The sequence below is a fragment of the Streptomyces sp. NPDC001536 genome, from assembly GCF_042894505.1.
Classification (GTDB): Bacteria; Actinomycetota; Actinomycetes; order Streptomycetales; family Streptomycetaceae; genus Streptomyces.
Genome location: NZ_JBIAVQ010000006.1, coordinates 312534 through 324911, shown reverse-complemented (window position 1 = coordinate 324911; position 12378 = coordinate 312534). Strand labels below are relative to the sequence as shown.

13 protein-coding genes are annotated in these 12378 nt (G+C 70.6%); 11 read left to right on the top strand and 2 right to left on the bottom strand.

Annotation, left to right across the window (positions count from 1 at the left end; translation table 11 throughout):
* Positions 1–8: 8 nt before the first annotated feature.
* Together ACFY0U_RS19365 and ACFY0U_RS19360 are read right to left on the bottom strand one after the other, a co-directional pair.
* The gene (locus ACFY0U_RS19365; protein ID WP_388637205.1) at positions 9–539 is read right to left on the bottom strand and encodes a toxin-antitoxin system, toxin component; all 531 of its coding nucleotides are present in this window, start codon (positions 537–539) and stop codon (positions 9–11) included.
* A 32-nt stretch (positions 540–571) separates the two neighbouring features.
* Positions 572–1228 carry a helix-turn-helix domain-containing protein gene (locus ACFY0U_RS19360; protein ID WP_388636894.1) on the bottom strand — a complete coding sequence of 219 codons (657 nt, stop codon included), beginning with the start codon at positions 1226–1228 and terminating at the stop codon, positions 572–574.
* A 237-nt stretch (positions 1229–1465) separates the two neighbouring features.
* Between ACFY0U_RS19360 and ACFY0U_RS19355 the strand changes: the two genes are divergently transcribed.
* From ACFY0U_RS19355 to ACFY0U_RS19305, 11 genes are all read left to right on the top strand, one after another.
* On the top strand, positions 1466–2125 hold the full coding sequence (locus tag ACFY0U_RS19355; protein ID WP_388636891.1) for a hypothetical protein: 660 nt from the start codon (positions 1466–1468) through the stop codon (positions 2123–2125).
* Between the two features lie 150 nt (positions 2126–2275).
* Positions 2276–3436 (top strand): NAD(P)/FAD-dependent oxidoreductase, encoded by a 1161-nt coding sequence (locus ACFY0U_RS19350; RefSeq protein WP_388636888.1) that lies wholly within the window; start codon positions 2276–2278, stop codon positions 3434–3436.
* A complete protein-coding gene (locus tag ACFY0U_RS19345; protein WP_388636886.1) occupies positions 3433–3735 on the top strand; it encodes a (2Fe-2S)-binding protein in 303 nt (100 codons plus the stop codon). The genes ACFY0U_RS19350 and ACFY0U_RS19345 overlap by 4 nt, the downstream gene beginning before the upstream one ends.
* Positions 3728–5119, top strand: coding sequence for an FAD-dependent oxidoreductase (locus ACFY0U_RS19340; RefSeq protein ID WP_388636883.1), 1392 nt, complete (start codon positions 3728–3730; stop codon positions 5117–5119). Before ACFY0U_RS19345 ends, ACFY0U_RS19340 begins: the two co-directional genes overlap by 8 nt.
* A gap of 71 nt (positions 5120–5190) precedes the next feature.
* Positions 5191–6096, top strand: coding sequence for a dihydrodipicolinate synthase family protein (locus tag ACFY0U_RS19335; RefSeq protein ID WP_388636880.1), 906 nt, complete (start codon positions 5191–5193; stop codon positions 6094–6096).
* Positions 6097–6132: 36 nt separating this feature from the next.
* Complete coding sequence (locus tag ACFY0U_RS19330; protein WP_388636877.1) at positions 6133–7134, top strand: proline racemase family protein; 1002 nt, start codon at positions 6133–6135, stop codon at positions 7132–7134.
* Positions 7135–7239: 105 nt separating this feature from the next.
* Entirely contained in the window at positions 7240–7935 is a 696-nt protein-coding gene (locus ACFY0U_RS19325; RefSeq protein WP_388636874.1) for a GntR family transcriptional regulator, read from the top strand.
* 151 nt (positions 7936–8086) lie between these two features.
* Positions 8087–9082: a LacI family DNA-binding transcriptional regulator gene (locus ACFY0U_RS19320; protein WP_388636871.1), complete on the top strand. Its 996-nt coding sequence runs from the start codon at positions 8087–8089 to the stop codon at positions 9080–9082.
* Between the two features lie 110 nt (positions 9083–9192).
* Entirely contained in the window at positions 9193–10539 is a 1347-nt protein-coding gene (locus ACFY0U_RS19315) for an ABC transporter substrate-binding protein (protein WP_388636868.1), read from the top strand.
* Between the two features lie 5 nt (positions 10540–10544).
* Positions 10545–11504, top strand: a complete 960-nt coding sequence (locus ACFY0U_RS19310) for a carbohydrate ABC transporter permease (protein ID WP_388636865.1) — start codon at positions 10545–10547, stop codon at positions 11502–11504.
* The gene (locus ACFY0U_RS19305; protein WP_388636862.1) at positions 11501–12361 is read left to right on the top strand and encodes a carbohydrate ABC transporter permease; all 861 of its coding nucleotides are present in this window, start codon (positions 11501–11503) and stop codon (positions 12359–12361) included. Before ACFY0U_RS19310 ends, ACFY0U_RS19305 begins: the two co-directional genes overlap by 4 nt.
* Positions 12362–12378: the final 17 nt, after the last annotated feature.

Below are 12378 nucleotides of genomic sequence, written 5' to 3'. Positions count from 1 at the left end.
GGCGCCACTCAGCTCTGTGGACCGAGGTACCCCAGCGACGCCTCGATACGGCCCGCGAGGCGGTCGCGCTGCACCGGCCCGCGTGCCGACGAACCGTCCAGCCAGGTACGGCACTTGCTGGCGAGCAGCAGGCCGAAGCGCTCGGCCTCCTTCTCGTCGGCCTGGTCGAACCGGCTGCGGGCGGCGACCTTCAGGACGGTGGCCCGCAGGTCGGCGTCGTCGCTGAGCATGCGGGCCGCGACCGCGGCGCCCTCGACATGGTGACTGCAGTGCCCGGCCTTCATGTGCCACAGCTCGTGGCCGAGGATGACCAACTGGTGCCCGGGAGCGGTGCGTTCCTCCACGACGACGAGGTCCTGGTCGGCCATGTCGAGCCACAGCCCGCTCGCCGTGTCGGGCGGGAACGCGGCCGTGCGGAAGTGGACCGGGCGGCCGCGGCGCCGGCTCATCGCCTCGCACAGTTCGGTGTACAGGTCCGCCGGGCGCGCCGGTGCGGGGAGGGTGAGTTCCGCTACCAGCTCGCCGCACAGGCGGCGCATTTCCCTACCGATGCCCACAGTTATCCCCCGGCTCACGACTCGGGCCGTTTGACGCTCTCCAGAAGCATGTCCAGCCATTCGGCGACCTTGTCGCGGTGTTGGTCGGTGGGCAGCTGCGCGGCCCGCCAGGCGATCCCGCGGACGCCGTGGTCCTGAAGCAGCCGCTCCAGCGGATCGCCGGCCGCCGCCGTCGCCTCCTTCTCACGGTCGGCCAGCTTCTGGAGCAGCTCCTGCTCGGTGCGCTGGAGAGCCCCGGCGAGCGCCTCGGGGTCCTCGGCCGTGAGGAAACCGGCGTGCACGCGGAAGAAGCGCTGGATGGCGTCGCAGTGCTCCATGGTGGGACGCCGGTCGCCGTTGATGAGGGCACCCGCCTGCTGCCGCGACATGAAGGCGCCGTCGGCGATCTCCTGCTGGGTGTACTTGCGGCCGTTGGGCTTGAGCCGGGTGCGGCGCAGCAGGTCCAGGCGCTGGAGGAAACGGGCCTGTACGTCGGGCTCGCCCGCGGGGCGGCCGCTCAGCAGGGACTTGACCACGGGCTCGGGAACGCCGGAGGCCACCGACAGGCGGCCGATGTGCAGGACCTCCGCGTGCGGCACACCGAGCCGGTCGGCGAGCGCGGTGACCCGGGCGACGACGCCCGGCAGCGCAGCCGTCACCGCGGTGGCCGGACTCGCGAAGCCATCCGTCACCGACAGATCTCCTACGTCTCTCACTGGCTTCTCACAGGACGATCATCACAAGCAGTTGCCGTGAACTCCGGGGAGAGTAGCCCCTCGTTCGAACTTACATCCAGGTCTCGCCACAACTGTGGCCAATTTCAGCCGTCAACAGGCATGAAATGCCACGATAGTTGACACGACTCGCGCCCGGGCAGCAGGATCGGGGCGCCGCGTGAAGGCCGCATAGGCAAGAGGGGTGACCTCCCGATGGCACAACAGGCAGGAGGGCAGCGGCCGCAGCCGCGGCCCGTCCCCGAGAGTCTTGAGGCCCGGGCGTATCTGCAGGACTACGCCACCCTCCTGGACGCGGTCCCCTTTCCCTCGGTCGTCCTCGACCACCGGTGGGACGTCGTGCTGTCGAACACCGCTTTCGAGACACTTTTCCGTGGTGTGGGCCCGCATCCCACCGCCATGCCCGACGACAACTTCCTCCGGTTCGTCCTGTTCCACCCGGACGCGGGCACGGTGCTCGGTGAGCACGAGTCCAGCTGGTGCCTGCCGATGCTCGCCCACTTCGCGGCGGCCGTGGAGCGCGACGGCCATGACCAGGGGATTCAGTCGATCCGCCGGGACATCGCGCAGGACCCCATCATGGAGGCCGCCTACCGGCACGGTCTGCCGCACTGGATCCGCGCGGTGGGCGAGCGGGCCTTCGCCCACGACGGCGCGGTCCGCCCGGTCCTGCACCCCGATCCGCGCTGGGGCGCCACCGACTGCCGAGTCGTCGACGAGACGCCCACCACCCTCCGGGAGCTGGGCTACACCCGCCTGACCCTCGTACTGCGCGAGACGCGCCCCGCGCCGGCCAGGTCCCGCGGCACACGCCGCTCCGCCGCCCACCTGAGGGTGGTCCCCACGGCGGAGTGACGATCGCGGTCACCGAGCGGTCACCAGCACCAGGGTCACCCCGTCGCTCAGCGGCTGCCGTCCGACATGGCCACCGGGAGCCGGTGCTGACGAGACCTTCTCCCGCGCGGTGGCATTCCCAGCGAATGAGGTATGTGACATAGTACTGCCGTGAGCAAGCGACTGACCTGCGATGTCGTGGTCGTCGGAGCCGGAATGATGGGCGCGGCCTGCGCCCTGTACGCGGCCCGGGCGGGCCTCGACGTGATCATCGTGGACCGTGGTCCGGTGGCCGGCGGCACGACCGGGGCTGGTGAGGGCAACCTCCTCGTCTCCGACAAGGAGCCCGGCCCGGAACTGGACCTGGCCCTGCTGTCGGGGCGCCTGTGGGCGGACCTCGCCGAGGAGTGCGGGGCGGCTGTCGAGTACGAGGCCAAAGGCGGTGTGGTCGTCGCCTCGACGCCGGACGGGCTCGCCGCGCTCGAACGGTTCGCCGACGGGCAGCGCGGCGCCGGGGTCGCAGCCGAAACCGTCGTAGGAGACGGACTGTACGACCTCGAACCCCACCTCGCCCCCGGTCTGCCCGGCGGGGTGCTGTATCCGCAGGACTGCCAGGTCATGCCCGCGCTGGCCGCCGCCCACCTCGTCCGCGCCTCGGGCGCGCGGCTGTTCACCGGCCGGACCGTCACCGACGTACTGCTCACCCCGGACGGCGCGGTGCGCGGCGTCCGCACGGACATGGGTGACATCCATGCCCCGGCGGTCGTCAACGCGGCCGGCACCTGGGGCGCCGAACTGGCCGCACTCGCCGGAACCCGCCTGCCCGTCCTCCCACGGCGCGGCTTCGTCCTGGTCACCGAACCCCTTCCGCGCATGGTCCGGCACAAGGTGTACGCCGCCGACTACGTGGCCGACGTGGCCAGCGACTCGGCCGCGCTCCAGACCTCGCCGGTCGTCGAAGGGACCGCCGCGGGGCCCGTGTTGATCGGCGCGAGCCGGGAACGGGTCGGTTTCGACCGGTCGTTCTCGCTGCCGGTCATGCGGGCGCTGGCGGCGGGCGCGACGCGGCTGTTCCCGTTCCTGGCCGACGTCCGGGCCATGCGCGCCTACCTCGGATTCCGCCCGTACATGCCCGACCACCTCCCCGCGATCGGCCCCGATCCGCGCGTCCCCGGTCTGCACCACGCCTGCGGGCACGAGGGCGCGGGCATCGGACTGGCCACCGGTACCGGGCACTTGATCGCACAGGCACTCACCGAGAAGACGCCCGAGCTGGACCTGGCGCCCTATCGCCCCGACCGCTTTCCCACCGAGCAGGAGGAGACCGCGTGAAGTCCCCGCTCGAACTGGCCGACGCCCGGCCGGACCCGGCCTTCACGGTCACCCTCGACGGCCGCGAGATCGAGGCCCTGCCCGGCCAGACCGTCGCCGCCGCACTCTGGTCGGCCGGTGTCACCTCCTGGCGCAGCACCCGCGGCGAGGGACGACCGCGTGGCGTCTTCTGCGGGATCGGCGTCTGCTTCGACTGCCTGGTGACCGTCAACGGCCGTCCCAACCAACGGGCTTGCCTGGTGCCCGTGCATCCAGGGGACGCGATCCGTACGCAGGAGGGGACGGGCCACCATGACTGACCGGCCGCACCTCGCCGTGATCGGCGCGGGCCCCGCCGGGCTCGCCGCCGCCGTCGCCGCGGCCTCCCGGGGCGTACGGGTCACCTTGGTCGACTCGGCCGCGGAAGCCGGCGGCCAGTTCTACCGTCAGCCCGCCGCAGGCCTGCGCGCTCGGCGCCCGCAGGCCCTGCACCACCAGTGGCGCACCTGGGAGCGGCTGAGGGACGGACTGCGCAGCCACGTAAAGGCAGGCACCGTACGGCATGTGACGGGCCATCATGTGTGGTTCGTCGAGCGGCTGGACGCCGGCTTCACCGTGCACGCCCTCCTCGGACCCGAGCAGGAGCGGCCCGTCGCGGTCCGCGCCGACGCCGTCCTCCTCGCCACCGGCGGTTACGAGAAGGTCCTGCCCTTCCCCGGCTGGACCCTCCCCGGCGTCGTCACCGCGGGCGGCGCCCAGGCCATGCTCAAGGGCACCCTCGCCGTGTCCGGACGCACCGCCGTGGTCGCCGGCACCGGCCCGCTGCTGCTCCCCGTCGCGACCGGCCTCGCCGCGGCCGGGGTCAAGGTGGCCGCGCTGGTCGAGTCCGCCGACCCGAAGGGCTTCGTACGACAGGCCCGAGCCTTCGCCGCCCAGCCCGGCAAAGTCGCCGAAGGCGCGCAATACGCCGGTGAGTTGATCCGGCACCGGGTGCGCGCCCTCGCCCGCCACACCGTCGTCGAGGCGCACGGCGCCGAGCGGCTGGAGGCGGTCACGGTGGCCGCTCTCGACGCCGACGGGCGGGTCAGGCCCGGCACCGAGCGCCGTATCGCCTGCGACACCCTCGCCGTCGGCCACGGCATGCTTCCGCACACCGACCTCGCGGACGCGCTGGGCTGCCGACTCGACGGCATGGCCGTGCACGTCGACGGCGAGCAGCGCACCGACGTCCCCGGCGTATGGGCCGCGGGCGAGACCACCGGTATCGGTGGCTCCGGCCTCTCCCTCGCCGAGGGGCACATCGCGGGCCGGTCGATCGCGGCGCGCCTGCACGGCACCGTGCCCGACCCGGGCGAGTGGGCGGCGGCAGCGAGGACCCGTACCCGACTGCGCGCGTTCTTCGCCGCGCTCGACGCCGTCTACGCACCGCCAGCCCACTGGACCGAGCGGATCACCGACGACACCGTCGTCTGCCGCTGCGAGGAGGTCACGGGCGGCGCGATCCGCGAGGCGCTCGACGAGCTCGGCGCCGGGGACGTGCGGACCGTGAAGCTGCTGACGCGGGCCGGGATGGGCTGGTGTCAGGGGCGGGTGTGCGGACCTGCGGTCGCGGGGCTCGCCGGGTGCGCGCTCACGCCCTCGCGCCGGCCGTTCGCCGGACCCGTGCCCCTCGGCGTCCTGGCCGGTGAACCCGAGGGTGACTGAGCGGGCGATGGCTGTCCGCTCCCTCCTCGTACCAGTAAAATGTCACACCCTATTGATAGACGGGATCTCAGATGACCAGCACCGAGAACACCGGCAACCGCCCCTGGCGCGGCGTCCTCGTCGCCACCGCCCTTCCGCTCGACGACGACCTCTCCGTCGACTACGACAAGTTCGCCGAGCACTGCGCCTGGCTGGTCGACAACGGTTGCGACGGCGTCGTCCCCAACGGCTCCCTCGGCGAGTACCAGGTCCTCACCCCCGAGGAGCGCACGAAGGTCGTCGAGACGGCCGTCGCCGCCATCGGCGGCGAGCGTGTGATGCCGGGCGTCGCCGCCTACGGCTCCGCCGAGGCCCGTCGCTGGGCCGAGCAGGCCAGGGACGCCGGCTGCGCCTCCGTGATGCTGCTGCCGCCCAACGCCTACCGCGCCGACGAGCGGTCCGTGCTGGCCCACTACGCCGAGGTCGCGAAGGCGGGCGTCCCGGTCGTGGCGTACAACAACCCCATCGACACCAAAGTCGACCTGGTCCCGGAGCTGCTGGCGAAGCTGCACGCCGAGGGCCACATCCACGCGGTCAAGGAGTTCTCCGGCGACGTCCGCCGCGCCTACCGGATCGCCGAACTCGCCCCCGGCCTCGACCTGTTGATCGGCGCCGACGACGTCCTCCTGGAGCTGGCGATCGCCGGCGCCAAGGGCTGGGTGGCGGGCTACCCGAACGCCCTGCCCCGCGCGAGCGTCGAGCTCTACAAGGCGGCCCTCGCCGGTGACCTCGGCACGGCGAAGAAGCTGTACGAGCAGCTGCACCCCTTGCTGCGCTGGGACTCCAAGGTCGAGTTCGTCCAGGCCATCAAGCTGTCCATGGACATCGTCGGCCGGCACGGCGGCCCCGTCCGTCCGCCGCGCGTCCCGCTGCTGCCCGAGCAGGAGGCCGCGGTGCGCGCCGCCACCGAGCGGGCGGTCGCCGCCGGACTCGCGTAACCGTCCCATCGGATCCCTCAGTTCATCAGGAGCGTCATGCGCAGCAAACTCGTCCTGCACGCCGTCGACTCGCACACCGAGGGCATGCCCACCCGCGTGATCACGGGTGGCATCGGCACGATCCCCGGCGCGACCATGAACGAGCGGCGGCTGTACTTCCGTGAGCACCGCGACGACATCAAGCAGCTCCTGATGAACGAACCCCGGGGCCACGCGGCGATGAGCGGCGCCGTCCTCCAGCCGCCCACCCGCCCGGACTGCGACTGGGGCGTCATCTACATCGAGGTCTCCGGCTATCTGCCGATGTGCGGACACGGCACCATCGGGGTGGCCACCGTGCTGGTGGAGACCGGCATGGTCGAGGTCGTCGAGCCGGTCACCACGATCCGGCTCGACACCCCGGCGGGCCTCGTCGTCGCCGAGGTCGAGGTCGAGGACGGCGCCGCGAAGGCGGTCACCCTCAAGAACGTGCCGTCCTTCTCCGTGGGCCTCGACCGCAAGATCACACTCGCCGACGGGCGCACGGTGACATATGACCTGGCATACGGCGGCAACTTCTACGCCATCCTGCCGCTGGAGGAGTTCGGGCTGCCCTTCGACCGCGCCCGCAAGGACGACATCCTCCAGGCCGGTCTCTCCCTCATGGAGGCGATCAACGCCGAGGAGGAGCCCGTCCACCCGGAGGACCCCTCGATCCGCGGCTGCCACCACGTCCACCTGTACGCCCCCGGCGCCACCGCCCGCCACTCCCGGCACGCGATGGCGATCCACCCCGGCTGGTTCGACCGCTCACCCTGCGGCACCGGCACCAGCGCGCGCATGGCCCAGCTCCACGCGCGCGGCGAACTCCCCCTGAACACCGAGTTCGTGAACGAGTCGTTCATCGGGACCCAGTTCACCGGCCGCCTCCTCGGCACCACCGAGGTCGCCGGCCTCCCCGCCGTCCTGCCCAGCTTCACCGGCCGGGCCTGGATCACCGGCACCGCTCAGTACCTGCTCGACCCGACCGACCCCTTCCCGGCCGGGTTCGTCCTCTAGGCGTTCCGCCGGCTGCCCTAGGCGTCCAGGAAGCGTCCCGGCAGGTTCCCCGGAGGCCGATAATGACGATGTCGCGTGACATTGCACCACTAGGAGACCGCCCTCATGGCTGCCCAGCGCACCAGCGCCCCCAGCACCGCCGCTGCCCCTGCCCTGCCCGTACTGGGCGGCAAGAAGAGCAGTTACCGGGAGCGGGTCGCCGACGCCCTGCGGGCCGCGCTGGTCGCCGGTGAACTGCTGCCCGGCGAGGTGTACTCCGCGCCGACCCTCGCCGCCCGCTTCGGTGTCTCGGCGACACCGGTGCGCGAGGCCATGCTGGACCTGGCCAAGGAGGGACTGGTCGACACCGTCCCCAACAAGGGCTTCCGGGTCACCGCGGTCTCCGACAAGCAGCTCGACGAGTACAAGCACATCCGTGCGCTCATCGAGATCCCCACGGTGACGGAGCTGGCCAGGACCGCCGACCCGGTCTCCCTGGAGGCGCTGCGCCCGGCGGCCCGGGAGATCGTCCAAGCCGCCGCGGCCGGCGACCTCGTGGCGTACGTCGAGGCCGACACCCGCTTCCACCTGGGCCTGCTGGCCCTCGCCGGCAATGCCCATCTCGTCGAGGTCGTGGGCGACCTGCGCAAGCGGTCCCGGCTCTACGGGCTCACGGCACTGGTCGAGGCGGGCCGTCTGCTGGCCTCCGCCGAGGAGCACCTCGAACTCATCGACGCGCTGATCGCACGCGACGAGCAGGCGACCCGCGCGGTGATGACACGTCACCTCGGGCACGTCCGCGGTCTGTGGGCAGCGCGGTAGCGGCTTGCGGCGCGCTCGGCGTTCCAGTGTGCTCGGCGTTCCGGTGTCTCGGCATTCCAGTGCGTACGGCATTCCGGCGCGACCGGATCGAGCGCAAGAGGCGATTGACTGAACGCAAGCAGCTTGCGTTTCTTGCGCTATTCTTGCGCGCATGACGCGACGACTTGCTGAGGTGGCGAAGAAGGTCGGGGTCAGCGAGGCCACGGTCAGCCGGGTGCTCAACGGCAAGCCCGGAGTCTCCGAGGTCACCCGGCAGGCGGTGCTGAGCGCCCTGGACGTACTCGGCTACGAGCGGCCCACGCAACTGCGCGGCGAGCGCGCGCGACTCGTCGGCCTCGTGCTGCCCGAGCTCCAGAACCCGATCTTCCCGGCGTTCGCCGAGGTCATCGGCGGGGCGCTGGCCCAGCTCGGTCTGACCCCGGTGCTGTGCACCCAGACCAAGGGCGGCGTCTCCGAGGCGGACTACGTGGCGCTGCTGCTCCAGCAGCAGGTCTCCGGCGTCGTCTTCGCCGGTGGTCTCTACGCCCAGGCCGACGCCCCGCACGACCACTACCGGCAGCTGGCCGAGCGGAACATCCCGGTGGTGCTGGTCAACGCGTCCATCGCCGACCTCGGTTTCCCGGGAGTCTCCTGCGACGACGCGGTGGCGGTGGAGCAGGCCTGGCGGCATCTGGCCTCGCTGGGGCACGAGCGGATCGGGCTGGTGCTGGGGCCGGCCGACCATGTGCCCTCGGCTCGCAAGCTCGCCGCCGCGCGGGCCATGGGGGAGCTGCCCGAAGAGCATGTCGTCCGCGCGATGTTCTCGATCGAGGGCGGCCATGCGGCGGCCTCCCGGCTCATCGACCGGGGCGTCACCGGCATCATCTGCGCCAGCGACCCCCTGGCGCTCGGCGCGATCAGAGCCGCCCGCCGCAAGGGCCTGGACATCCCCTCCCAGGTATCGGTCGTCGGTTACGACGACTCGGCCTTCATGAACTGCACCGAGCCGCCGCTCACCACCGTCCGTCAGCCCATCGAGGCCATGGGCAGAGCGGCCGTGGAACTGCTGAACACGCAGATCACCGGCGGCTCCGTGACCCCCGAAGAGCTGCTGTTCGAGCCCGAGCTGGTGGTCCGGGGCTCGACAGCGCAGGCTCCTCGTTCCTGAGATCCGTATACCTGTCAAATAATTTCAGATAGAGCGCGACATCTTGCGGATGGATGTCGTCGGTGCTTGAGTGTGCCCCGCCCACCGCTCCTGCCACGAGGGGTCCACCGATGAGAAGCACCGGGTTCCGCCGTACGTTCGTCGCGCTCAGCATCTGCTCCCTCGCCCTCACCGTCTCCGCCTGCGGGTCGGACGACGACTCGGGGAGCGGCAAGACCCGCATCACGGTCAACTGCATGCCGCCCAAGAGCGCCAAGGCCGACCGGGCGTTCTTCGAGGAGGACGTCGCCGCCTTCGAGAGGCAGAACCCGGACATCGACGTCGTCGCCCACGACGCCTTCCCCTGCCAAGACCCCAAGACCTTCGACGCCAAGCTCGCCGGCGGGCAGATGGAGGACGTCTTCTACACGTACTTCACGGACGCCAAGCACGTCGTCGACATCGGCCAGGCCGCCGATCTGACGCCGTACGTCAAGGAGTTGAAGAGCTACGACACGATCCAGCAGCAGCTCAGGGACGTCTACACGGTCGACGGCAAGGTGTACGGCATCCCGCGCACCGGCTATTCCATGGGGCTGATCTACAACCGCGCCCTCTTCGAGAAGGCCGGCCTCGACCCCGACCGGCCCCCGGCCACCTGGGACGAACTCCGCGACGCCGCGAAGAAGATCGCCGCCCTCGGCGACGGCACCGTCGGCTACGCCGACTACAGCGCCCAGAACCAGGGTGGTTGGCACTTCACCGCCGAGCTGTACTCGCAGGGCGGCGACGTCGTGAGCGCCGACGGCAAGAAGGCCACCATCGACACCCCCGAGGGCCGGGCCGTCCTCCAGAACCTGCACGACATGCGCTGGACCGACGACTCGATGGGCAGCAAGCAGCTCCTCGTCATCAACGACGTCCAGCAGATGATGGGTTCGGGCAAGCTCGGCATGTATCTCTCCGCCCCCGACAACATCCCGATCCTGGTGAAGGAGAAGGGCGGCAAGTACCAGGACCTCGCCCTCGCCCCCATGCCCGGCGGCCAGGGCACACTCATCGGCGGCGACGGCTACATGTTCAGCAAGAAGGCGAGCCCCGCCCAGATCCGCGCCGGACTGAAGTGGCTCGACCACATGTTCCTCACCCCCGGAGACGGCTTCCTCGGCGACTACGCCCGCGCCAAGAAGAGCGACGCCCCGGTCGGCCTCCCCGAACCGCGGCTGTTCACCGGCGCCGCCGACACCAAGGACCAGCAGGTCAAGAAGGCCAACGCCAATGTCCCGGTGGAGAACTACCAGGCCTTCCTCGACGGCAACCAGGACCTCGACATGAAGATCGAGCCGCCGCACGCCCAGCAGATCTACTCCGTCCTCGACGGCGCCGTCTCCGCCGTCCTCACCAAGGAGGACGCCGACATCGACCAGCTCCTGAAGGACGCCTCCGCGAAGATCGACGGCATCCTGGCCCGGGGCTGACCCCGATGACCAGGACGGCCCATCGGCGACCGGTCGACACCATCACCGTACGACCGGTCCCGGCGCCGCCCCCGGCAGGGGACCGGAGGCGGCGCCGCCTCACCGACCAACTCCGCGCCCACGCCTTCCTCTTGGGCGGCCTGCTCTGCTTCGCCGTGTTCTCCTGGTACCCGGCCGTCCGTGCCATCGTGATCGCCTTCCAGAAGTACACGCCCGGCTCGTCAGCGGAATGGGTCGGCACCGACAACTTCACCCGCGTATGGCACGACCCGGAGTTCACGGCGGCCTGGCGCAACACCCTCACCTTCACCGTGCTGGCCCTGCTGATCGGCTTCGCGATCCCCTTCGTACTGGCCCTGGTGCTCAACGAGTTGAGACACGCGAAGGCGTTCTTCCGCGTCGTGGTCTATCTGCCGGTGATGATTCCGCCGGTGGTCAGCGCCCTGCTGTGGAAGTGGTTCTACGATCCTGGGGCCGGCCTCGCCAACGAGGCGCTGCGCTTCCTGCACCTGCCCACCTCCAACTGGTCCAACGGCGCTGACACAGCGCTCATCTCCCTGGTCATCGTGGCCACTTGGGCCAACATGGGCGGCACCGTGCTGATCTACCTGGCCGCGCTCCAGTCCATCCCCGGCGAGCTGTACGAGGCCGCCGAGCTCGACGGCGCGAGCCTCCTCCAGCGCGTCCGGCATGTGACGATCCCGCAGACCAGGTTCGTCATCCTCATGCTGATGCTCCTTCAGATCATCGCGACGATGCAGGTCTTCACCGAACCGTTCGTCATCACCGGCGGCGGCCCCGAGAACGCCACGGTCACCGTCCTCTACCTGATCTACAAGTACGCCTTCCTCTACAACGACTTCGGCGGCGCCTGCGCGCTGAGCGTCATGCTCCTGATCCTGCTCGGGGCTTTCTCCGCCGTATATCTGCGCCTGACCCGCTCCGGAGCGGAGGACGCCGTATGAGCACGCGAACCCTCGTCTCCCCGGCGACCCTGGCCCGCCCCCGCGGCAAGACCCTCTACTGGACCGTCTTCACGGGCGTCGTCCTGCTCTTCACGCTCGCCTTCCTCTTCCCCGTCTACTGGATGGTCACCGGCGCGGTGAAGTCCCCGGACGAGGTGGCGCGGACACCGCCCACCCTCGTACCGGAGCAGTGGCGCCTCGGGGGTTACCGCGACGCGTGGGACCTGATGCAACTGCCCACGCACTTGTGGAACACGGTGGTGCAGGCGGCCGGCGCCTGGGCGTTCCAGCTGGTCCTCTGCACGGCCGCCGCCTACGCGCTGTCCAAGCTCAAGCCGGTCTTCGGCAAGGTGATCCTCGCCGGCATCCTCGCCACCCTCATGGTCCCCGCGCAGGCGCTGGTGGTGCCGAAGTACCTGACGGTGGCCGATCTGGGCCTGCTCAACGACCCGCTCGCCATCTGGCTGCCGGCCGTCGCCAACGCCTTCAACCTCTACCTCCTCAAGCGGTTCTTCGACCAGATCCCGCGCGACGTCCTGGAGGCCGCCGAGATCGACGGCGCCGGAAAGCTGCGCATCCTGTGGTCGATCGTGCTGCCGATGTCACGGCCGGTTCTCGGAGTGGTGTCTATCTTCGCGCTGGTCGCCGTCTGGCAGGACTTCCTCTGGCCGCTGATGGTCTTCTCCGACACCGACAAGCAGCCCATCAGCGTGGCACTCGTCCAGCTGTCCCAGAACATCCAACTGACCGTGCTCATCGCCGCGATGGTGATCGCCAGCATCCCGATGGTCGCCCTGTTCCTGGTCTTCCAACGGCACATCATCGCCGGGATCAGTGCGGGCAGCACCAAGGGCTGACGCCGACGCCCCGTCTA